Source organism: Chryseobacterium sp. 2987 (assembly GCF_031456375.1).
GTDB classification, from domain to species: domain Bacteria; phylum Bacteroidota; class Bacteroidia; order Flavobacteriales; family Weeksellaceae; genus Chryseobacterium; species Chryseobacterium vaccae.
Window position 1 is genome coordinate 141,201 of sequence record NZ_JAVDUN010000005.1, and the last position, 23,387, is coordinate 164,587.

Below are 23,387 nucleotides of genomic sequence, written 5' to 3' on the forward strand. Positions count from 1 at the left end.
TTGAATTATAGAAATGCAGGATTTTATGCTCTGTATTTCTGTATTTATCAAAATACCATCACCTTACATGAAAGTAATAATCCGAGAAGCATTACCAGAGGATATTTTTCAGATTCAGAGAGTCAGAAACTCTGTAAAAGAGAATGTATTGTCAGATCCTGGATTAGTGACTGATCAGGATTGTGAAGAGTTTCTTTTTGAAAGAGGAAGGGGCTGGGTGGCAGAAATTGATTCTGAAATTACAGGATTTTCAATAGTTGATCTGAAAGAACATAATATCTGGGCACTTTTTGTTCATCCTGATTTTGAAGATCAGGGAATCGGAAGACAGCTTCATGATCAAATGATCGACTGGTATTTTAAACAAACCCAACATGATGTCTGGCTGGGAACAGCTCCCAATACCAGAGCAGAAACATTTTACCGAAAATCAGGCTGGAAAGAAAACGGAATGCACGGAAAAGGAGAAATCCGTTTTGAAATGGACTGGTCGACATGGAAAAACAGAAAATAATGAAACAGCAGGTAAAATCCATCCGCCCGTTTATTGGTGCCGAAAATTTTGAAATAAGCCGTCGTTTTTACAAAGATCTCGGATTTGAAGAATTCATTCTCGAACCTAAATTATCTCTGTTTAAAAAAGGAGAAACCGGTTTTTATCTTCAGGATTACTATGCGAAAGATTGGGTAGACAATACCATGATTTTCATGGAAGTGGAAGATACAGATAACTTCTATAAAGAGCTTTTGGCTCTGAATTTCACAGAAAAATATAAAGGAACCAGACTTACTCCGGTGAGAACGATGGAATGGGGAAAAGAATGCTTCGTACATGATCCGTCCGGGATTTTGTGGCATTTTGGTGAGTTTTTTTAAGTTAAGAATACTATGATTTACGCTTTTGATACCTACTATTATGAGGATCACGCCAATACAGTATGTATTGCATTTGAAGACTGGACTTCTGAAAAAGAATCTGAAATTTTTACCGAAAAAACAGAGATCAGCTCTGATTATGAAAGTGGAGCTTTTTACAAAAGAGAACTTCCGTGTATTATTAGCCTGCTAAAGAAAATAACCTTAAAAGAAGGAGATATAATCATTGTAGACGGCTATGTTACCTTAAATAACGATGGAAAGATAGGATTAGGAGGCTATCTTTATGATGCACTTGAACAGAAATATCCCATTATCGGAATCGCAAAAAATGAATTTGCGGCCCCGGATTCTTTACGAAAAAATATATTTCGCGGAGAAAGCAAAACTCCCTTATTTCTTACGGTGAAAGGTGCTGATTCTGATGAAATTCTTAAAAAAGTAGAACAGATGCATGGTCCATACAGAATTCCTACATTACTAAAAAAGCTAGACCAGCTTTCAAGGGCATAAAACAGGCTTTTTTAACCACACAGGCACAAAAGAAATTTAACACTTAAGAATTATTTTAGGTTTAAAACTTTGCGCATAGAAGTTCACAAAGTTTTTAAGCATCTACAATTTTTATTTCCCATAGAATAAAAAATCTGCGTAATCTGCTGGATCAGCGAGAGAAAAAATAGCAGGCAAACATCTTCTGGTATGTAGAATTTATTCAATAGAGGTGGACTTTAGTCCGCCTAAATAAAAAAACAATCCATTGGCTCTAGCCAAAGTCTATACAGCCAGTTTGTAAAATCCACAATAAATAAAAATTCGTGGCAGAAATGTTTTCCCACAAATAGCCCATATTTTCAGGGATGAGAGTGATAATTATTTGTAAATCAAAATGAAAAAGAATGATTAAATCGCAGATCAGGCAGATTCTGTTACAGTCTAATTCTTGATGGATTAAGAGTATTAATTTTATTAATATTCTGATTTTTAGCCTTATATATTGTTGTATTTCATTAATTATCTTGTTAATATTCAAAAAATGACAAATATCATTAGTTTATTATTTTTATTAATTCTAAATAAATATAATTTTGTCTCAAGAAAATTAAGAAATACATGAAAAGATTATCTACTCTTGCAGCTGTGCTGTTTTATATGATGATGGATGCGCAGTACTGCAGTCCGGCATTTCAATACGGAGCAGACAGCAATATGATTACCTTGGTAAGTTTTGGAAATATCAACAATACATCGCCGTTTCAGTCTGGAACTACACCTGTATATGAAGATTTTACCTCAATATCTACAGACCTGCAGGCAGGAAACAGTTATCCAATCTCTGTAAAAGGTCCTTCAAGTACATTTCCGAGTGATGTGGTCGTTTTTATAGATTTCAATCAGAATGGAAATTTTAATGATGCCGGAGAAAGTTTTTATGTCGGAAGACTGGGGGCGGCCAATCCTGCCAATGCCGAAACTGTGAGTGGAACGGTTACTGTACCGGCAAACGCTTCTTCGGGAACAACAAGAATGAGAGTGCTTAAAAATAACAATACAGCAGCTTATTCGGATCCGAATGCACCTAGTTCCATCAGTACAGCCTGTGATACCAATTTAAGATCGGGACAGGCAGAGGACTATACCATTTTTATTGCCGGAAATAATGTTGGTTTCCCGGCACCTTACTGCGGCACTGAAAATATAAGTACCCATACCGTAAGTGAAATAAGCAGAGTAGAATTTGCAGGAAAAAGCAATGACAGCAATATCGACGGGAATTCAGAAGTGCTGGAAAATTTCACAAATATTATATTTGATGTGAACAGAGGTGGTTCTTATCCTATTACAATGACCGGAGGAACCCACGGTCAGACTACTGTTTCAGCGTATGCCTATATAGATTTTAATCACAATAATATATTTGATGCCGATGAAGCGTTTAACCTGGGATATTTAGACAATTCTGATCCTATTGGCCATGAGCAGTCGGGAGTGACTTCAGGAACAATTGTCATCCCTTCCAATGCGTTGCTGGGGGCAACCCGTTTCAGGCTGGTAAAAGCATATGAGTCAAGTTCGTGGATGGGAACGCTGGAAAATCTTCCGTGCCCGTCAGGATGGTTCATAGGACAGGCAGAAGACTATACCATTAATGTACAGGCAGAAAATCTTGCTATCGCAGAAGTATCAAAAAAAGCTGTCGCAAAAATATTCCCGAATCCAACATCAGGTTCTTTAACTATAAGAACGGAAGAGAAATTGGAAAAATATGAGATATATGATCTGACAGGAAGAAAATTATCAGAAGGAAACACTGCTGTTGTAAGCTTGGATGAGTTGGCAGCGGGAACTTACCTGATAAAAATTCAGACTAAAGATCATAAGGTTATCACCGAAAAAATCATAAAAAAATAAACACATATCTAAATCATATCCATATCAATTTTTGTTTTTTAAACCGGCAGGCCATATTCTGTCGGTTTTTTCTTTTTTTCAAAATAAGGAATTGCTGAAAACGCCTGCATTTAAGAGACTTTTAACTAAAATGCTATTCCTGTGGATTATTGTTAAAACATTACTGTTCCTTTTAACATTTTATCCCTGAAATTTATCAAAACTTTATATTTCCGGAGTTTTTATGTGTTGAAAAATTGAACTTATTTTACAGAAATTTAAAAGCCGTGAATTCATGATCAGATCGTTTGTAAAAGGTGTCTTACAAATATTCTGTTTTGTTTTTCAGGCTGCTTTTAATGAAAAATAATAACATGAAAAAAACAGTACTTATGGCAGTTCTGGCTGCCGGCTTTTGGGCTAAATCCCAGACCCACCGATTCATCTATGATGTCATTTACAAAAAAGATGCAGATTCAGAAGTTCTGACCAAAGAGAATTTTCATCTGGACATCCATCCTGAAAAAGTAGAATACTACCAAAGGGATTTCTTTATTGCAGACTCTCTGATCACCAATAACCTTCAGTTTCCTAAAGATAGCAAATTGAATACCTCAACCATTATTTATCATAAAACCGGAAATGAAAATTATGATGAATATGATCTTATGGAAGATACCGTTTTAAAGCTTCAGACCAAAGATTCCCAACAGTGGAAGCTTACTGGGGAAAGTAAAAAAGTGAAAGATATTCAGCTTCAGAAAGCAACAACAAGCTATGGTGGAAGAGAATGGACCGCCTGGTTTGCCAAGGATATTCCGTTTCAGGAAGGACCGTATAAATTTCATGGTCTGCCGGGGCTTATTGTAGAACTTTACGATGATAAGAACAATTACAAGTTTGAGTTGGTAAAGTCTGTGAAATTGGATAAACCCGTTAAAAACATGTTTATTGACATGTCGAGGGAAAGAAGCGTTCCGGTTACCTGGGAAAAATATAAAACAACGAAACTTACATTCTATGAATCTCCGATTAATTTCATCAGGAACGGAGCAGAGGGTGATCAGTTCTTCCTGAATGACGGAACAAAAGTAAATGCAGCCAATAGACGGGAAGTGAATGAAAGAATGAGACAGAATATCAAAAGATTCAACAATCCTGTTGAGCTGGATAAAAAGATTATGTATCCTTAAATTAATAAATTTTCGGGCATTCCGGAACGGAATGCCCGAAAATTTTTATCATGATTTCGAGTCTAAAATTTCCAGCAGATCATGCTTAGATAGTTTCTGAATACCCGCTCCGTCTGTTTTAAGAAGGTTTTGAGCCAGTTCATTCTTTTTCTTCTGTAGAGTCAGTATTTTTTCTTCAACCGTATTGGTACAGATCAGCCGGACAGCAATGACATTTTTGGTCTGCCCGATACGATAACTTCTGTCAATAGCCTGGTTTTCTGCCGCAGGATTCCACCACGGATCTACCAGATAAATATAATCAGCTTCCGTAAGATTAAGCCCGACTCCTCCGGCTTTTAAGCTGATCAGAAAAACACGGATCTCTTCATTTTCCTGGAAATTTTTTACGGCTTTACCGCGGTCCTTAGTCTGCCCGGTAAGGTATTCAAAAGAGATATTCCGGTCTTCAAGTTCAGTTTTCAAAAGATCCAGCATCTCCACAAACTGGGAGAATACAAGGATTTTATGGTCTTTTGATTTACTTTCAATCTGTTCCATCAGTATTTCTGTTTTCACTGAATGTTCACCGGAATAGCCCTCTTTCAAGAGAATAGGTGAATTACAGATCTGGCGGAGTCTGGTCAGCCCAGTCAGAACATGCATGCTGTTCTTGTTCAGATCGTCATCGTCATTGGCTGCAATAAATTCACGAAGTTCTCTTTCATAAGCATCATAAATCTTGCGCTGCTCGCTATTCATTTCACAATAGATTACCATTTCTGTTTTCTCAGGGAGCTCTTTGGCCACCTGTTTCTTGGTTCTGCGGAGGATAAACGGCTGTATTTTCTGCTGAAGTTCCAGAGCGCGTTTGCTGAACTCGAATTTGTCAATAGGAATAGCATAAATATCTTTGAAATACTGTTTGCTGCCCAATAATCCAGGACAGGCAAAGGAAAGCTGGCTGTACAGATCAAATGTGTTGTTTTCAATGGGGGTTCCGGTAAGGACAAACCTGTTTCTTGATTGCAGAAGACGGGCTGCTTTATATCGTTCAGAGTCAGGATTCTTAATCGTCTGTGATTCATCAAGGAAAATACAGCTGAAATGAAAACTCTTCAGAAAACGAATGTCGGAAAGCAGCATTCCATAGCTGGTAAGCACAATGTCGTAATCAGCCATATGGTCTGAAACTTTTGGTCGATCGGAGCCATAATGGACCAGAACTTTTAGAGAAGGAGCAAATTTGCCGATCTCTTCCTGCCAGTTGAAAAGGAGGGAAGTGGGAACTACGACCAGATGGGTTTTCTGACCCCGTTTTTCTTTCTGAGCGAGAATAAAAGCAATAATCTGAATTGTTTTTCCAAGTCCCATATCATCAGCCAGACATCCTCCGAAATTAAATCCGTCCAGGAAGCTCAGCCAGTTCAGTCCGTCATGCTGATAGTCTCTTAATATAGCCTGCAGTCCATCAGGAACCTGAATCTGGGGAATATTTTTAACCGATGAAAACTGAAGTGAATAGGAGGTGATTTCCTGCTGCACTTCTTCACTTAATACTTCTTTTTCAAAAAGTGAAGAGACTTCGGTAAAATTAATCTTAGGGATTCTGAGTAGCTCAGCATCAATCTCTCCTGCCTGAAAATAAGCAGAAATACGGCTGATCCATTCTTCAGGAAGAATTCCCTGTGTGCCGTCATCAAGCTGTACAAATTTGCTTTTGTTCCGGATGGCTCTGTGAAGCTGTTTTAAGGCTGCATCTTTTTCTCCGAAACTTACTTTCAGTTTTGCATTGAACCAATCCAGTCCGCTGGTGATCCGAATGTTGATCTTTGCCCGGTTAGGATTAAGTTTATTGTTTTTTAGTTCATTAAAGCCCAATATCACAATGCCTTCATTCTGCCAGGTTTCAAAGGCGGTAAGAAACCAGTTGTCATCCAGAAATTTATCCCTGTGAAGATAAAAATATTCATATCCGTCCATCTGTTCTTCAAATTCAGGATGCTGTTGCATAACGAGTGAAGTGAAACGTGCTTCAGCATTTTCATTCCTGTTGACTTTAAACGGATTTCCGTTTTGGTCAGTATCAAAAAGTTGTTTTTTTGAATAGACCGGGACTTCTGCCATTCCATACTTCATAACAGGAGTTATGGCAATGTAATTCCCCTGTTCACGAAGATAGATAACCCGTTCGGTCTGATAATTTTTTTCTTCAAGCTGTACCTGAGTTGCTGGGTGTATATAGCTATAATTGATGTGAATGATCTGTTCAATGGAAGAAAGAACAGTCTGCATGAATTCCTCGTACTTTGAAGCATGAACCAGCAGGATCTCATGATTGGCTTTAAAAAATTTAATAACTCTGAGCATATCCGGATTATCCACGAAGCTGAAAGTATTCTTGCTATAAACGAAACATTCATTCCTGAGTATTATGTTTTTAAAAGGTACAGACACATCATTGAACAGAAGTTCTCCTGTAACTTCATAAAAAGGATCTTTTTTAAAGACATTCAGCTGGATTTCGGCTTGAAGTGTCTCAAGCTTTACAGGAACCAGAGATTTTGCCGATAGAGTTTCTGAAAGCTCCCTGTCGTGATAGTAAACGTTCAGGTTCAGAGGATTGTGTACGATCAGACTGAGGGCTTCTAGTTCAGAGGTTGTATAATCTTCACTGTAATTGTTCTGGAAAGAGGAAACTGCCGTATAAAACTTAATATCGGAAGGCTGTTCCGCTTTCCAGATCAGCTGTGTGGTATCCACGGTATTTACCGGATTTTTAATCTTTCCGTTCTGAGTAGTCTCAGCCTCCATTAAAGAGAAATTCAGATGATTATAGTAACGGTGTCTGCCGATGACCAGTATTTTTTTTCGGCCTGTTTCCCGGAGAGCAAGTTCATCGATAACGGAAGAACGCTGTGGCAGCAGATGCTGTTTAAAAGTCTGCTCATCTATTGGCAGCATTTCTTTAATTCTGGGATATACCTCAATTTTTCCGTCAAGATATTCAAGTCTGAAATAAACATCAAGATCAGGTTCACGGTCCAGTCCATAAACTCTCGCTTTAGAAAGGAACTGTTTTTTTCGGATAAAAGAATCAAAAAAGATCTTAAAATTATTGACCTCTAAAATACTATGGATGATTTCTGCCTGATGTTCGCAGAGCTTATTTCTGGTATTACCGCAGCTGCAGGTGCTGACTAGCGAACTTCCAACCTGACTGACAGAGACAGAAGGGAAATCCTGAAGAGTTTTTTTCGTAAATACACCCGCATCATTTTCAATGGCAAGGGGATAAATATGTTGAAAATCCTTGATCTCTATAAACGCACTGCTGTCAGTGTGTTTCAGAAGATCATACACAGAAAGTGTGCTGATGGTGGTGTTTTCAAGAATATAGGCTGCCATAATGATCAGCAAACTTACAAAAAACAGCTGAAAGATAAGAACAGAAATAAGTCCGTTTTGGCTACATGTTTCCCCGTTTTGGCAACTCTTTACTTTTCCCTTTAGCGGAAATTTGTCCTGTAATTTAAATACAGAAAAATAGAATGAAAACAATTTTTATAACAGGTGCTTCCACAGGATTAGGAAAAGCAGCAGCACAGTTATTTCAGAGCAGAGGATGGAAAATTATTGCAACAATGAGAAATCCTGAAGCGGCCGGAGAATTAGCCGGATTAGAAAATGTGACGGTTCTCCCGCTGGATGTAACCAATCTGGAGCAGATCCGGTCTACGGTAAGCAAAGCTATAAACCTTGGTGAAGTGGATGTGGTTTTTAATAATGCAGGATATGGTCTTATCGGTCCTTTGGAGGCATTGACAGATGAACAGATTCTGAAACAGCTGGATACCAATCTTTTGGGAGTGATTCGTGTTACACAGGCTTTTATTCCGTATTTCAGAGAGAAAAAGAACGGGGTGTTTATTTCCACAACGTCTATTGGAGGATTGATTGCATTTCCTTTCGGATCCACTTACCATGCTACCAAATGGGCTTTAGAAGGCTGGAGCGAGAGTATGGCTTTTGAACTTGATCCATTCGGAATAACCATCAAAACGGTTTCTCCGGGCGGTATTAAGACAGATTTTGCAGGACGTTCCTTAGACTCAGCAGTAAGTCCTGCTTATGAAGGAATGCTCAATTCCATGTTTTCCAATATGGAAGGCATGATGGAAACAGCTTCTTCACCGGAACAGATTGCAGAAGTGGTATATGAAGCTGCTACAGATGGAAAGAAAAAACTGAGATATGTAGCAGGAGAGGATGCTAAGGCTTTATATGCCCAACGTCTTGAATTGGGAGATGAGGCATTCAGGGAACAGCTGGGAAAACAGTTTCTTTAAATAAACCTATAAATAACAGCATAGACGCTTGATTTATGCTGTTTTTAAACCTAATAATTTTTTATCTTTATAGTATGGAAAAGAAAGAACACATTCCGCTGAAAATCTCATCCATATCAGAACTGCACAACATGTTACAGCTTGCCAAGCCGCTTCATCCTCTGGTGAGCCTGATAGACAATTCCACAATGAAGATCAATAAGGAATTGCTGAACCGAAGTTTTATTATGAATTTCTATAAGATCTCCTACAAATTTTCGGAGAATGGAAAGATGGGATATGGGCAGGGATATTATGATTTTAATGAAGGAGGTATGATGTTCACATCACCAGGACAGATCCTTTTTACTGATACAGAAGCAGAGTACTGCGGGTATACAATACTGATACATCCTGACTTTATCCGTAACTATCCTTTGGCAAAAAACATTAAAAAATTCGGTTTCTTTTCTTATGATACCAATGAAGCCCTTCATCTGTCTGATCAGGAAAAAACAATTATTACAGGACTTCTGGATAATATAAAAAATGAGCTTAATACTGCCATAGATGAAATCAGTCAGGATGTGATTGTTTCCTATATTGAAGTTTTGCTGAATTACAGCAACCGCTTTTATAAGAGACAGTTTATCACAAGGAAAACCGTGGGAAGTGACTTGTTGTCTAAAATGGAAACGATTCTGGATGATTATTTCAATCAGCAGGAAACCCTTACCAATGGTCTTCCGACAGTGGAATATCTGGCATCCAGTCTTCACCTTTCACCGCATTATCTTAGTGATATGCTTCGTAACCTTACTGGGCAGAATGCTCAGCAGCATATTCATGAAAAGCTTATCGAAAAAGCAAAGGAATACCTTATTTCAACCAGTTTTTCAGTATCAGAGGTGGCCTATGCATTGGGATTTGAGCATCCGCAGTCATTTAATAAGCTGTTCAAAAAGAAAACAGACAAGACACCGTTAAGCTTCAGACAATCGTTCAACTAATCTATAGATTTATCCATAAAAAATGCAAGTAATATGCGAAGGATATTAAATAAAATGATATATTTTTGATTCAGATACAATTTGGAGATAATTTACGTTATATTTATAGACCAATTCAATTCAATGATGAAAAGAATTAAAAAGGAATATAACTTTCATGACAAGCAAAATAATAGGAGTAGGAAACTATATTCCGCCGGAAACCATTACTAATTTATTTTTTGATCAGCATCATTTTATCAATAAAAGCGGCGAATCATTAAAAGAGACTAATGCCGTTATAGCCCAAAAGCTTAAAGAGATCACGGGAATAGAAGAAAGGAGGTATGCCTCCAGCCATCAGGTCACCTCAGATTTAGGATTGATAGCAGCCCAGCAGGCCATAGAAGATTCAAAAATAGATCCTGAAACATTAGATTACATCATTTTTGCCCATAATTTCGGAGATGTCCGTTTCGGGACGGTTCAGTCTGATACAGTTCCCAGTCTGGCTGCCAGGGTAAAACATCTTTTAAAGATTAAAAATAACTTTTGTGTAGCCTATGATGTGCTTTTCGGCTGTCCCGGATGGATAGAAGGCGTAATACAGGCCAATGCTTTTATAAAATCAGGGATTGCCAAGCGCTGTCTGGTTATTGGTGCAGAAACTCTTTCCAGAGTGGTAGATATTCATGACAGAGACAGTATGATTTATGCTGATGGTGCCGGAGCGGTTATTCTGGAAGCATGCAACAATGAAAGCGGTATACAGTCTCACTTGTCCGCATCCTATACCCTTAATGAAAAAGATTATCTGTATTTCGGAAAGTCATACAATAATGAAAGCTGCCCAGATACAAAATATATCAAGATGGATGGCCGGAAAATCTATGAATTTGCTCTGATAAATGTACCTGAAGCCATGAAATTGTGCCTTGAAAAAAGTGGCTTCTCCATTGACAGTGTCAACAAGATTATCATCCATCAGGCTAACGAAAAAATGGATGAAGCCATTGTAAAGCGTTTTTATCAGCTTCATAACCAACCGATGCCGGAAAATATTATGCCGATGGTTATTGAAAAGTTAGGGAACAGCAGTGTTGCCACAATTCCTTCTCTGTTGAAGATGATTTTAAATGGAGAACTTCCTTCCCATCAGATCCGGAGAGATGAGGTTGTTTTATTTGCTTCTGTAGGTGCAGGAATGAATGTTAATGCATTTGTCTATAAGTTCTGATCCTCTAAAAAATATATTTTTGCAATATCCGGGACTGTCTTTTTTAGGCAGTCCCGATACTTTTAGGTCTCCTAAATATTGATGTTGCCTTTTCATAAAATAAGGTTTCCTTTTGACATAAAAAATACCTGATTTCCGGTATAAAAAAATACTTTTTTTTAAGGATTGATGATCGTTGAGGTAAAATATAGATTTGTCATAAAAAACACTTCATTATAAATCACTTCAGTAAACTTAAAAAAATGAAAAAGCTAAACTTTATTTTATTTGCTGTTATCGGGGTAATGGGATACGCCCAGCCTTCGATAACGAGAGCAGGAGTAGATCGTATTAACGTTCCTATTACATTCCGGGCTGATGATTTTACAGCTACTTCTATCAGTGCAGGACCTGCGGGAGCTAATATGACCTGGAACTTTTCTGCATACAACGCAGTGAATGTCACAACATACACTACCAATGCCTGTCCGGGGCAGGCCAATTGTTTCAGGTTTCCCGGAGCTAACAGAATCACTAAGCCGGCACAGGCAGAAGTTTATGAGTTTGTCTCCATGGCAGATACAGAAGCAACGATGCTCGGAACCTATTCTGGACCGACTGTAGGGGAAGGAACCTCAACCTATACTGATCCATTAATCGAATATAAGTTTCCGATTACTTATCAGCAGCAGTTTGATGATACATATCAGTTCAACGGAGTTTCTGCAACAAGCAATATGAGTGAGTCGGGGCAAGTATCCTTTGTTGCGGATGGTTACGGAACAGTGATTACCCCCGTTGGGACTTTTTCCAATGTGATGAGGGTTAAAAGAATAAGATCAGCCACACAAACTATTCCGGGATTACCCCCGGCAACCTATAACCTTGAATCCTATCAATGGATCAGCCAGAATGAAGGAGTTGTGTTGAGTTTTACGATCAATACTGCTACTTTCAATGGAAGTTCCACTACTACAAAATTAATGTCTTACCTTGTTCCAGGGTCTTTATCAACTGCGGAAACAAAAAGCAGATCATCAGATATTGCAGTATATCCAAATCCAAGTGCAGATTTTTTTACCTTAAAATCAAAAGAAGATATTAAAAAGATAACGGTTAATTCTTTGGATGGAAAAGTCATGCTGACAGCTGAAAACAGTAGAAATATTGATATTTCAGGCTTGCCTAAAGGGGTATACATTTTACAGGGAACCTTAAAGAACGGAACTTCAGTATCGAAAAAAGTAATTAAAAAATAAAGAGAATTTCATAGGTCAGAAATTAAACTATATGAATCTGAAAATTTTATATTCGATTGTGGGACTGATCAGGAGAATGTATCCTGGCAGATGAAAACTTGAGTTTAAAAAAACTCCGTTTTCGAAAGTGGTTTTTAAAGGAATGGAGCTGACGGAATTTTCTGACAGCTCTTTCCGTTTTCACAAAGACCGCCTGAAATTCATACAGATAAAAAATAGATGATGTATTGATTCTTATTGTATTTTTGAGAAGAGATTCCTGATTCTCAACATAATAATGATAAAAAATATTGCTAATAAAACTATCCCGGATATGATAAGCAGATTAAAAAACGATGTAACACAGCCGTGCAGGCCCATAAAGTTTCTACAAAAAATCAGTTTTCTGATGATGGTCATTTTTACGGGGCTTTTATGTGAAGCACAGCTGCCTCTTAATCACAAGGCTTACCATGACAGTCTTTATTCAGTATTCCGGACTCAGAAAAATGACAGTGCAAAAGCCAGAACAGCGTTTCAGCTGGCTCATTACTGGGCAGTAAAAAGAGATCAGAAGAAGGCAGAAAAATATCTTGCTGCCGGAAGATCCTGTTTTAAAGATAACCGTTTTCTACTTGGGATGTATTATAGCAGTGTCATTGAAGTATACCTGGATACAGACCCCGTTAAAACCCGTAAAGCTCTTCATAAAGCCGATTCACTGCTTTCTGTATTTCATTCTTCAGATGCTTATTATACGCTGGCAAGATCCTGGTACAGTGAAGCGATCAATGCCCAAAAAGTAAACGATGAGAAGAAAGCCCTGGAAATTATTATCAACAAAGTAATTCCTTTGGTTAAAAAAAGCGGAAAACAAGATTCTCTGGCCATGTTCTATTCACAGGTGGGAATTTTGTTGATGAATTCGGACCAACTGGAGAATGCAGAAGAGTATTTTTCCAGAATCATTGAGATGAAAAGCAGCCTTCCGGCTAACAGCAACATTCTGGTGAGGGCTTATATTTATTCGGCAGAAGCATTTGTGTATGGCAAGAAACTTCCACAAGCCAAATCCAGACTGGATAAAGCCTGGGAAATACTGGCCAAAAATCCGGAATCCACAGATTACGGGGATTATTATAAAGTAACAGGGAACTATTTTGAAAAGACAGGAAAGCATGATGAAGCTATCCGCTATTATGACAAAGGGATAGAATTTGCAAAAAGTATTGAGGATACCTACCTGGAAAGTGATCTTGTGAGATACCGTTTAGGTCTTCTTTTTGAAACCAAACAGTATGATCAGGCTAAGAAAATGCTGAATCAGGTGATGCTTAGCAGCCGGTATATGGTAGATCTGGATAACAGAAAAGAAGTGTATGGACAGATGGCCAAAGTTTCTCATGCATTAGGTCAGGATACTGAAGCCTATCAATGGCAGCTGAAATACAGCTCATTGAGCGACAGCCTGCATGTAGCCCGTTCGGATGAAGATATTGCGGAGATAGAAGCAAAATTTAAAAACTCTGAAAAAGAAAAAACAATAGCCCGGCTTCAGGCTGATAAAAAGCAAAGTGAACTGAACAGTAAAAACCATAAACTAACCAGCTGGATATTAGGAATAACGGTTACCACGCTTCTGATAGGGGTTCTTTTTCTGGCCTATTATTATAAAAGTGCAAAAAAGCTGGCGAAACAGAAAGAAATTAATCATGAACAGCATTTGAAAGAAATGGAAAATCAGCACCGGCTGACTCTTGTTCAGGCGATGCTGGGAGCGGAAGAACGCGAGCGCCAGAGGATAGGACGTGATCTGCATGATGGCTTGGGAGGAATGCTGGCAGGAATTAAAATGAATCTTTCCCAGCAGCCTCAATCAGAATATCATAACCTGAACATAGTCATCAGCAGACTGGATGAATCAGTAACAGAACTCAGACGTATCGCGAGGAATATGATGCCGGAAAGTCTTTTGAAAATCGGGTTGGAAACTGCCTTGCGCGACCTTTGTGAATTACTGCAAAATGATGATACCGAGATTGAATTCCAGGCTATAGACATAGATGAAAATATTCCGGCTGCCACACAGATGCATATTTATCGTATTGTTCAGGAGCTGCTTTCCAATGCCGTACGTCACGGTAAACCTTCGCATATCATCCTTCAATGCAGCCAGAACCATAACAGGTTTTACATTACGGCAGAAGATGACGGAGCCGGATTTGATACCAGCCTGATCGAAAAAAGTCCGGGAATTGGTCTCAGCAATATAAAAAACAGAGTCGCTTATCTCAAAGGAACTATGGAGATTGCATCTGCTGAAAATGAAGGAACGGTCATTAATATCGAGCTTGATGTAGAGGCAGGAAGTCAAAATAGGGTAGTCTGATAATCCGGTTGTTATCCCTGAAAATTCAGCACTGATTTGAAGGTCTCAGTACGCTCTGCCGGACTAACTTTTGTAAGAATGATGGATTCACAGTCATTAAATCTGGCAAAACGTTTCACGGATTCGATAAAAGGTTCAACCCATATATCTATATTGATACGGATATTTTCAATATGCAGATGGATAAGTTCAAGACGTTTGTCTTTTCTGTGAGCTTTACAATCTACACGGCCGATAAAGGTGTCTCCGGACAGGATAGGTAAACAGAAATAACCATACTGTCTTTTTTCCTGTGGAGTGTAGCACTCAAGGCGGAAATCAAAATTAAAAACCTGGCTGATACGGTCCCTGTGAATAATAGAATTGTCAAAGGGGGATAGCAGATGTATTCCCGCAGTTGGTTTTTTGAATGTTTTTTCGAGCAGTGTAGTTTGTATAAAAACAGATGGCATCCCTTCAATAGCTACCTTCTGAATACTTCCTTCCTGAAGCATGGACTGTAAAACTTCATTGATATTTTTCTTCAATATTTCCCCTTTTCTGAGATGGGTAATTTGTTTTAAGGTAGTAAAACCATAAGCCCGGAGGTGTGTTTTTACAAGATATTCTGCCATTTCCATTGGAGAAGGTTCTGTGGTATTAACGGTTGAGGGAAGTACTCTCTCACAGAGGTCATACATTTTCTGCATGCCGTTTCGCCCGCAGATCATCAGGTCTCCCTGCATAAAGAGTCTTTCCAAAGCCAGTTTTGTCGGTTTCCAGTTCCACCAGCTTCCGGGCTTTTTGGTTTCACTTTCAAAATCTCTTGCTCTTTTAGGGCCTTCAATACGGATCACATCAAGAACATGCTGCATTACTTCGGGGTTGGCGTTATAATAATGAGATTCACTGTGCTTAATGCTATTCATCCGGGGTAAAACAAAACGAAAATCCCTCATGGGAAGATAAGAAGCTGCATGAAACCAATATTCAAACACTTTACGTTCTTCTACCAATTCTTCCAGGTAATCCGGCTGATAATCCGGAATTCTTGTCCAGAGTGTATGATGATGGGCACGCTCAACCATTGAGAGCGTATCGATCTGTATGTACCCGAGATGCTCCAAAGCATTAAGTACTGCTTTTTTCCCTTTCCCGAACGGAAGAGGCTTTGTTAATCCCTGACTTTCCAATGTTGCACGTTGTAATTGCTGCAGCGTTAATTCTTTTCTCATAGTTAAAGTAATATACTCATATTTCCTGGTATCAATGGTAAATGTAAAATGAATTATTTTTATCATAATCATTTTGGAAGATGAACAAGTATGAAGCAGCTTATTTTTAAAACGTCTTCATGGATAAACTATATAAATAATGCATCTTCTGCATTATTGAATAATTTACCAGCTTCTTATCGTATTGAGTAGGGCGAAAATGGAGTGTAAGAGATTAATTTTCTTTTTTTAATTGTATAGCCTTGTAAACTGACAAACCTTTGAAAAAACCAATAGATAAAATTATTACTGAACATTGTATAGTAGCCCCACCAGGAATCGAACCTGGATCTAAAGTTTAGGAAACTTCTATTCTATCCATTGAACTATGGGGCCTGTAAATGTTTAAAATTACAAATTATTTGAACAAAGACAATCATATATTTAATACACTAAAGTATATTATTGCCTGCCTTTTTCAGCATTTGTTATTGCATGAAATAAAATAGTCGGAAGACCAATCTTCCGACTATTACTGGATTAATTTTTAGTATTTACTTTTTGATGATTTTTTTTATTGTGGTCCTATTATTGTTGGTTGATATCTTTAAAATATACTCACCTTTTACCAAATTATTTAAATTAATTGTCTTCTCATTAAGAGTACCCTTATTAACTAATTTTCCCGAAATATCATAGAGCTCAAAAGATTTTAAATTTTCGCCTTTGATAGTAATTATACTGGTAAATGGAGAGGAGCTGATCCGCAATTCCCCATAAAAATTAGACCGTTTGCATCTAAAAACTTTCTATTCATTGTGTGTTGTTTTTTAGATTTTTCCATACAAAAGACTATTGTAATTTATAGTATACTTATTTCCGTACCAAAAAAAGAATCCGCTCTTTAGAAGCGGATCCAATAGATAATACATCTCATTTTTTTAATTAGACAACAATAAAAAAGCACAGCCGACAATGCTGTGCTTAAATTTTTATTTCAAATTTAATTGCAATTTCAAAGCTGAAAAAGACAAAAAATGTTTTCACTTCAGTTGTATTACATAGTAAATGTAGTGATATTTTTAATACGATACATGAATTAAATGTTAAAATTTGCAGTCTTTTTTACAGCTCATTTCTAAATCCTGAAAAAATCTGAAAATTTCCTATCTTTAAACCATCAAACTCGCTTTGTAAAATATTACCCCCTATTTCAGATGCATATTGTATTCTGAATACTAAAGGTTCAGATTCCCTGAGCCATTATTATCTATTTTTTAAACGGAAATATCAGAAAACTACTTTCTGCTATTTTAAACTGAACAGCTGGCTGCAATAGATGCTGAAGCTGTCAGCAATATTATTAAAAAAATTATTATGAAATTAAATACAATTGCCGTTATCGGCGGAACCGGAAAATCAGGAAGATTTCTGGTGCAAAGACTTATTAAAGAGGGATACCCGATAAAACTTTTACTTAGAAATCCCGAACTTTTTACCTTAAACCATCCTATGATCGAAACTGTACATGGTGACGCAAGAGACTTTAATTCCATCAGCAGGCTGGTTAAAGGCTGTAGCGCTGTTATCAGTACACTGGGACAACCAAAAGGAGAACGCTCCATATTCAGTGATGCTGCAAGAAATATCATCGGAGCGATGAGTCTTTATCAGGTAAAAAGATATATCGTAACAACAGGCTTAAGCGTAAATACTCCTTTCGACCGGAAAAATGAAAGAGTAAGCATGGCCACAAACTGGATGTATCAGAATTATGCAGAAACCACTCAGGACAAACAAAAAGAATATGAACTTCTTTCAGAAAGCAACCTAGACTGGACTTTGGTAAGACTGCCATTAATAAGCCTGACAGAAGAACATTGTAATACAGAAACAAGTCTTGAGGACTGTAAAGGAGAGGGAATAGGTGCTGCAGATCTGGCGGCATTTCTGGTCTCTCAAATTGAAGGAAAGGACTATATGAAGCAAAGTCCGTTTTTGTATAATGTTTAATAATTGGTTTCAATAAAAAACAGAGAGCTATTTTGGGACTCTCTGTTTGTATTTAGTTTTCAAGTTTTTCTTTGATGTATTTCGCCGTATGGGATTTTTTATTCTTCGCCAGTTCTTCCGGAGTTCCCGCAAAAACAACCTCTCCGCCGTATTTTCCTGCTTCCGGGCCAATATCAATAATATGGTCCGCACATTTAATAATATCCGGTTGGTGCTCAATAACAATAACCGAATGTCCCAGATCAATCAGAGCCTGCAGAGACTTCAGAAGCTTTTGAATATCGTGGAAATGCAGACCTGTAGAAGGTTCATCAAAGATAAACAAGGTTTTATCATTGGTCACTCCTTTTACAAGGAATGAAGCCAGTTTCACACGCTGAGCCTCACCTCCTGAAAGAGTAGATGAACTCTGACCGAGCTGAAGATAACCTAAACCTACATCCTGGAGCGGTCTCAGTTTGGTAACGATCTTTTCTTCATTATTATCTTTAAAGAATTCCAATGCTTCATTTACCGTCATATGAAGAATATCGGAAATACTTTTTTCATCAAATTTTACTTCGAGAATTTCATTTTTGAATCTGGTTCCTTTACATACCTCACATTCCAGCTCAATATCTGCCATAAACTGCATGGATACATTGATGACCCCTTCTCCTTTACACTCATCACATCGTCCGCCATCTACGTTGAAAGAGAAATGTTTCGGCTTATAACCCATCATTTTAGCGACTTTCTGCTTAGCGAAAAGATCTCTTATGTCGTCATAGGCCTTCAGGTAAGTTACAGGATTGGAACGCGAAGATTTTCCGATCGGGTTCTGGTCAATCAGTTCAATATTTTTGATCAGTCTTTTAGGAAACTCTACAGAATCATAATCTCCCTTTTTGCCGCCCATTCCAAGCTGGATCTGGATGTCATTGGTTAAAATTTCCTTCATCAGGGTAGATTTTCCACTTCCGGAAACCCCTGAAATAACGACAAGACTTTCCAGAGGAACATCTACATCTATATTTTTAAGGTTATTCTGTCTTGCCCCTTTAATATGAATCCATTCTTTGGCCTTTCTTCTTTTCTCAGGAACCTCAATTTTCAGTCTTCCAGTGAGGTATTTTGAAGTAAGGGTATCAGCATTTTTCAGATCCGTATAATCTCCGGCAAAAACCAGCTCACCTCCGAGATAACCTGCCTCCGGACCAATATCAATGATATAATCCGCTTCTCTCATAACGTCTTCGTCATGTTCTACCACAATCACTGTATTTCCAAGGTCTCTGAGGTTTTTTAAAACACCGATGAGGTTTTCCGTATCTCTGGAATGAAGTCCGATAGAAGGCTCATCCAGAATATAGATTGATCCAACCAATGAACTTCCAAGGCTTGTTGCCAGATTGATCCTCTGACTTTCACCACCGGATAATGTATTGGAGGTTCTGTTGAGGGTTAAATATCCTAAGCCGACTTTTAATAAGAACTCAATACGGGTGGTAATCTCGTACATCAGTCTTTTAGCAACTTCCTGATCATGTTCGGAAAGTTTAAGGCCTTGTATCAATGGGAATAATTCATCCAACGGAAGTTCAATCATCGATTGAATATTATGTCCGTCTATTTTTACCCAGCTTGTTTCCTCACGCAGCCTCAATCCCTCACAGGTTGGACATAAAGTTTTACCTCTGTATCGGGAAAGCATAACGCGGTATTGTATCTTGTACAGGTTTTCCTCCAGCATTTTAAAGAAATTGTTGATGGAGGGGAAACTGTTTTTTCCGTCACCTTTCCAAAGAAAACTTTTTTGTTCTTTGGTTAATTGATGATAAGGCTTATGAATAGGGAAGTCACCCGCTTTTTTAATGAATTCTTTTTTCCATTCGCTCATCGTTTCGCCTTTCCAGGAAACAACGGCATCTTCATAAACGGATAGGGTCTTATTCGGAACGACAAGATCTTCATCTATTCCGATTACCTTTCCATAACCTTCACAGGCAGGACAGGCTCCATAAGGGTTGTTAAAACTGAAAAAATGAACATTCGGCTCTAGAAATTCTATTCCGTCCAGTTCAAATTTGTTGGAAAATTCTTTTACTTTTCCGGTATCTGTATTTTTCAGGGAACAGTAGCCGCGTCCTTCATAAAATGCCATCTGGATAGAATCTGCAAGACGCTGAAGGAAACTTTCATCTTCTTCATAAGAAAAACGGTCGATCACCAGATTGATCACCATTCCTTTTTCAGGGGCAAATCCAAAACTTTCAAGATCTTCAATTCCGGCCAGATTTCCACTGATCTCCAGTCTGGTAAATCCAGCCAGTTTTAATATATTCAGAGTTTCCTTGAAGTTGGCCGCATCATATTCCAAAGGAGCAGTCAGTAAGAATGAAGTATCTTTTTTAGAAGCTTTGATAAAGTCTACCACATCAGATACCGAATCTTTCTTCACTTCTTCACCAGAAACCGGGGAAAATGTTTTCCCGATCCTCGCGAATAAAAGCTTCATATAATCGTAGATCTCAGTAGAAGTTCCTACAGTAGATCTAGGATTGGAAGAAATAACCTTCTGCTGAATGGCAATAGAAGGCGCAAGCCCTTTAATGTCATCTACTTTCGGCTTTTCTAATTTTCCCAAAAACTGACGGGCATAAGAGCTTAAGCTTTCAACGTATCTTCTTTGTCCTTCGGCATAGATGGTGTCAAAAGCCAGTGAAGATTTTCCGCTTCCCGAAACGCCTGTGATCACAATCAGCTTATTTTTCGGGATCAGTACGTCAATGTGTTTCAGATTGTTAAGATGAGCATTCTTAACGAATATCTGTTTTTTTATATCTATTTCTGTTGTTTTAGCCATGTTTTTTCTTCCTTAAATTTTCTGTAATCCTACTTTCCATTTTATATTCTTTATTTAAAAATGCCTATAAAAAATAAGAAAAGGAAGATTATTTTCATCGTAAAATTAAGACCCACAAAATTACGAATTTTTGGTGAAAATAATAGGCTAAAAATAGGTCCTTCAACAGAATTAAATCAGGTTTAATTTTTATCCCTGGTAAAAACTGTTAAAAAGAGGCTTGGAATAAGTATTTAACAGTCATAAGGTTATATGATTGCTGTGTCGTTATTCTATTTTCAATCTTCTTTACAATTTTAACTATATTTTTCCCAAGTTGCTATTGCTTTGTATTTTAAAATTATTTAAAATTGCATTCATAAATAGGTAATATAGAAATGAGAAAATTTTTCAGAGATCTAGTTACACATTTAATGAGAAAAAGATAATTACTCCCTCACACAAGCTGTCTCTATGAGATAGCTTTTTTGTTTTCGGACTTAATCTGTAGCTTCATCGGTTCAATGTAATTGATTCCATTCTTAACTTCCTAAAAATATGTATACAGAAGTTAAAACCTAGCGTGACAAAAAATAATATTAATACAAACTAAATTTCCTGCTGGTTTTTTAGATTTCACAGATGTTTATTTTTTTAAGCTCACAGATTGAAATGCAATATAATCGCCACGAATAAATGAATAAAAATGATTCATACCTATCCCCATTTATGAAAATATGCATGCTGCATTACGTGATGATACTGATAAAAGATAGAGTCTCATTATCGTTTTTATGATAACTATCATTTGGCTGTCTTGGCGAACTCTCTTACTTTTGAAGCCGTTATTAAAGAAACTGACTTAAGGATAAAAACGGAGAGAGTTATGATCAAAAAGATTGGAAGTATATTTTTACTGGGTTCAATGGTTTGGAGCAATGCACAGGAAAAAACTACAGATATTGAAAATATTGAATTTCAGGGAAAATTTATTTCCACACCCTATAAAAGTGCCAACCAGAATATTGCAGTAATCACCAAAGAAGATATTGCCAGTTCTCCGGCAAAAAGTATTGATGAAATTCTTCAGCAGGTTCCGGGGATGGATATCAGAAGGAGAGGAGCTAATGGAGTGCAAAGTGATATCGGCTTCAGGGGAAGTTCTTTTGAGCAGGTTTTACTGCTTCTGAACGGGATCAGAATGAATGATTCCCAAACGGGGCATAACTCTATGAACGTTCCTGTAGATCTGGAAGATGTAGAAAAGATTGAGATCATCAAAGGCCCGGCTGCGAGGAGATTCGGACAGAATGCGTATGCCGGAGTAATCAATATTATTACAAAAACCAATCCTGGAAAACGGGTGAAAATAAGTGCAGAAGGTGGTGATTACGAGACCTATGGATTCGGATTTAATGCACAGCTGGGAAATGAAAAGTTTTCCAACTCACTTCAGGCTAATTCAGCTTCTTCACAAGGGTATATGTACAATACCGATTACGAGATCAGAAATGTTTTTTACCAGAGCAGACTGAATATCAAAAACGGAGATCTTAAATTACAGGCTGGTTTTTCAGAGAAAAAATTCGGAGCCAACGGGTTTTATGCTTCTAAAGCTGCCACTGAGCAGTATGAAGAAACTCAGGCATCTATTGTAAGTCTTGCTCATCAGCAGAAATTTGGAAATTTAAAGCTCAGCTCAAATGTTTACTGGAGAAGAGGGCAGGATATGTATCTTTATGACAGGAATAAACCAGATGGTTACCGAAATATGCATATCGGAAATAATGTTGGCGGAGAGGTAAACAGCAGCTATCAGTGGGGGCTTGGTACTACCGGTGTAGGGGTTGAACTCAGAAAGGAGCTTCTGGCAAGTAATAATCTGGGAGAAAGAAACCGTTTTGTATCTCAGGTATTCTTTGAGCATCATTTCTCATTATTGGATAAAAAGCTGAACATCAGCCCGGGAATTTCGTGGGCGAATTATTCTAAAGAAGGGAACTTTTTTTACCCGGGACTGGATGTAGGGTATAACTTCAACCTGAATCATAAGATTTACGGAAATATTGCCAAGGTACACCGGGTTCCTACATTTACCGAACTCTATTATGTAAGTAAAACAGAACAGGGAAATCCTGACCTGCTTCCTGAAAATGCGGTTTCCTCAGAAATTGGATATCAGTTCCAGAATAACAAAATTTTGGCTAAAGTAAGTGGGTTCATGAGAAATTCCAACAATTCTATAGACTGGGTTAAAAAAACATTGAAAGATCCGATATGGTATGCCCAGAACGTAGGGAAAATTGATACCAAAGGTTTTGAAGCAGAAATCAACCACAAGGTATTTGACTGGCTTAAATATACAGTTGGCTATACTTATATAGACAGTAAAATAGAAGAATCCAATGATTTTGTTTCAAGATATATTCTCGATAATCTGAAGCATCAGTTCATTGCCAAACTGGAAACTAAATTTCTCAGAAATTTCACCAACGAATTGGTGTACAGATATAATGAACGTCTTGGATTGGGAACCTACAATCTTGTTGATGAAAAGCTGAGCTTTGCCAAAAAAGACTTTTCTGTATATGTTTTGATCAACAACCTGACCAATACAAAATATACCGAAGCGTTTGATGTCGCAATGCCTCAACGATGGTTTCATATAGGCTTTTCATATACGATTAACATTAAGTAAATATTAATCTGATGTGAATGAAAGTTAATATTACTAAATTGTTAAATCCATTATTTTTGC

16 protein-coding genes and 1 tRNA gene are annotated in these 23,387 nt (G+C 37.6%); 12 read left to right on the forward strand and 5 right to left on the reverse strand.

What is annotated here, in order from left to right; translation table 11 throughout:
- The first annotated feature begins 67 nt into the window (after positions 1-67).
- From J2Y40_RS16080 to J2Y40_RS16100, 5 genes are all read left to right on the forward strand, one after another.
- Positions 68-514 carry a GNAT family N-acetyltransferase gene (locus J2Y40_RS16080; protein WP_153391931.1) on the forward strand — a complete coding sequence of 149 codons (447 nt, stop codon included), beginning with the start codon at positions 68-70 and terminating at the stop codon, positions 512-514.
- Positions 514-876 carry a glyoxalase gene (locus tag J2Y40_RS16085; RefSeq protein WP_153391933.1) on the forward strand — a complete coding sequence of 121 codons (363 nt, stop codon included), beginning with the start codon at positions 514-516 and terminating at the stop codon, positions 874-876. The genes J2Y40_RS16080 and J2Y40_RS16085 overlap by 1 nt, the downstream gene beginning before the upstream one ends.
- 12 nt (positions 877-888) lie before the next feature.
- On the forward strand, positions 889-1,389 hold the full coding sequence (locus J2Y40_RS16090; protein WP_310000060.1) for an endonuclease V: 501 nt from the start codon (positions 889-891) through the stop codon (positions 1,387-1,389).
- 600 nt (positions 1,390-1,989) lie between these two features.
- Positions 1,990-3,288 carry a T9SS type A sorting domain-containing protein gene (locus J2Y40_RS16095; RefSeq protein WP_153391937.1) on the forward strand — a complete coding sequence of 433 codons (1,299 nt, stop codon included), beginning with the start codon at positions 1,990-1,992 and terminating at the stop codon, positions 3,286-3,288.
- A gap of 353 nt (positions 3,289-3,641) precedes the next feature.
- The gene (locus tag J2Y40_RS16100; RefSeq protein ID WP_310000062.1) at positions 3,642-4,460 is read left to right on the forward strand and encodes a GLPGLI family protein; all 819 of its coding nucleotides are present in this window, start codon (positions 3,642-3,644) and stop codon (positions 4,458-4,460) included.
- Between the two features lie 48 nt (positions 4,461-4,508).
- Here the strand turns inward: J2Y40_RS16100 and J2Y40_RS16105 are convergent, their stop codons facing one another.
- Entirely contained in the window at positions 4,509-7,847 is a 3,339-nt protein-coding gene (locus tag J2Y40_RS16105) for an SNF2-related protein (protein ID WP_310000064.1), read from the reverse strand.
- Between the two features lie 143 nt (positions 7,848-7,990).
- Between J2Y40_RS16105 and J2Y40_RS16110 the strand changes: the two genes are divergently transcribed.
- From J2Y40_RS16110 to J2Y40_RS16130, 5 genes are all read left to right on the forward strand, one after another.
- On the forward strand, positions 7,991-8,788 hold the full coding sequence (locus J2Y40_RS16110; protein WP_153391943.1) for an SDR family oxidoreductase: 798 nt from the start codon (positions 7,991-7,993) through the stop codon (positions 8,786-8,788).
- A gap of 74 nt (positions 8,789-8,862) precedes the next feature.
- Positions 8,863-9,777 carry a helix-turn-helix transcriptional regulator gene (locus J2Y40_RS16115; protein WP_310000067.1) on the forward strand — a complete coding sequence of 305 codons (915 nt, stop codon included), beginning with the start codon at positions 8,863-8,865 and terminating at the stop codon, positions 9,775-9,777.
- 157 nt (positions 9,778-9,934) lie between these two features.
- Positions 9,935-10,993, forward strand: coding sequence for a 3-oxoacyl-ACP synthase III family protein (locus J2Y40_RS16120; protein ID WP_153391946.1), 1,059 nt, complete (start codon positions 9,935-9,937; stop codon positions 10,991-10,993).
- 242 nt (positions 10,994-11,235) lie between these two features.
- Positions 11,236-12,231 (forward strand): T9SS type A sorting domain-containing protein, encoded by a 996-nt coding sequence (locus J2Y40_RS16125; RefSeq protein WP_310000070.1) that lies wholly within the window; start codon positions 11,236-11,238, stop codon positions 12,229-12,231.
- A 388-nt stretch (positions 12,232-12,619) separates the two neighbouring features.
- Positions 12,620-14,599 carry a sensor histidine kinase gene (locus tag J2Y40_RS16130; RefSeq protein WP_310000072.1) on the forward strand — a complete coding sequence of 660 codons (1,980 nt, stop codon included), beginning with the start codon at positions 12,620-12,622 and terminating at the stop codon, positions 14,597-14,599.
- A gap of 11 nt (positions 14,600-14,610) precedes the next feature.
- On the opposite strand, the gene J2Y40_RS16135 is transcribed toward J2Y40_RS16130, so the two are convergent.
- The 3 genes from J2Y40_RS16135 to J2Y40_RS24015 all read right to left on the reverse strand — a co-directional run bounded on the left by J2Y40_RS16135 (position 14,611) and on the right by J2Y40_RS24015 (position 16,562).
- The gene (locus J2Y40_RS16135) at positions 14,611-15,879 is read right to left on the reverse strand and encodes a DNA glycosylase AlkZ-like family protein (RefSeq protein WP_310000074.1); all 1,269 of its coding nucleotides are present in this window, start codon (positions 15,877-15,879) and stop codon (positions 14,611-14,613) included.
- Positions 15,880-16,116: 237 nt separating this feature from the next.
- Positions 16,117-16,188 (reverse strand) — tRNA-Arg (locus tag J2Y40_RS16140).
- A 158-nt stretch (positions 16,189-16,346) separates the two neighbouring features.
- Positions 16,347-16,562 carry a T9SS type A sorting domain-containing protein gene (locus J2Y40_RS24015; RefSeq protein ID WP_409017713.1) on the reverse strand — a complete coding sequence of 72 codons (216 nt, stop codon included), beginning with the start codon at positions 16,560-16,562 and terminating at the stop codon, positions 16,347-16,349.
- Between the two features lie 607 nt (positions 16,563-17,169).
- On the opposite strand from J2Y40_RS24015, the gene J2Y40_RS16145 reads away from it, so the two are divergent.
- Positions 17,170-17,805, forward strand: coding sequence for an NAD(P)-dependent oxidoreductase (locus J2Y40_RS16145; RefSeq protein WP_153391954.1), 636 nt, complete (start codon positions 17,170-17,172; stop codon positions 17,803-17,805).
- Between the two features lie 52 nt (positions 17,806-17,857).
- Here J2Y40_RS16145 and uvrA read toward each other — a convergent pair whose 3' ends face one another.
- Entirely contained in the window at positions 17,858-20,650 is a 2,793-nt protein-coding gene (gene uvrA, locus J2Y40_RS16150; RefSeq protein WP_310000076.1) for an excinuclease ABC subunit UvrA, read from the reverse strand.
- 865 nt (positions 20,651-21,515) lie between these two features.
- Between uvrA and J2Y40_RS16155 the strand changes: the two genes are divergently transcribed.
- Positions 21,516-23,327 (forward strand): TonB-dependent siderophore receptor, encoded by a 1,812-nt coding sequence (locus J2Y40_RS16155; RefSeq protein ID WP_153391958.1) that lies wholly within the window; start codon positions 21,516-21,518, stop codon positions 23,325-23,327.
- Positions 23,328-23,387 lie beyond the last annotated feature (60 nt).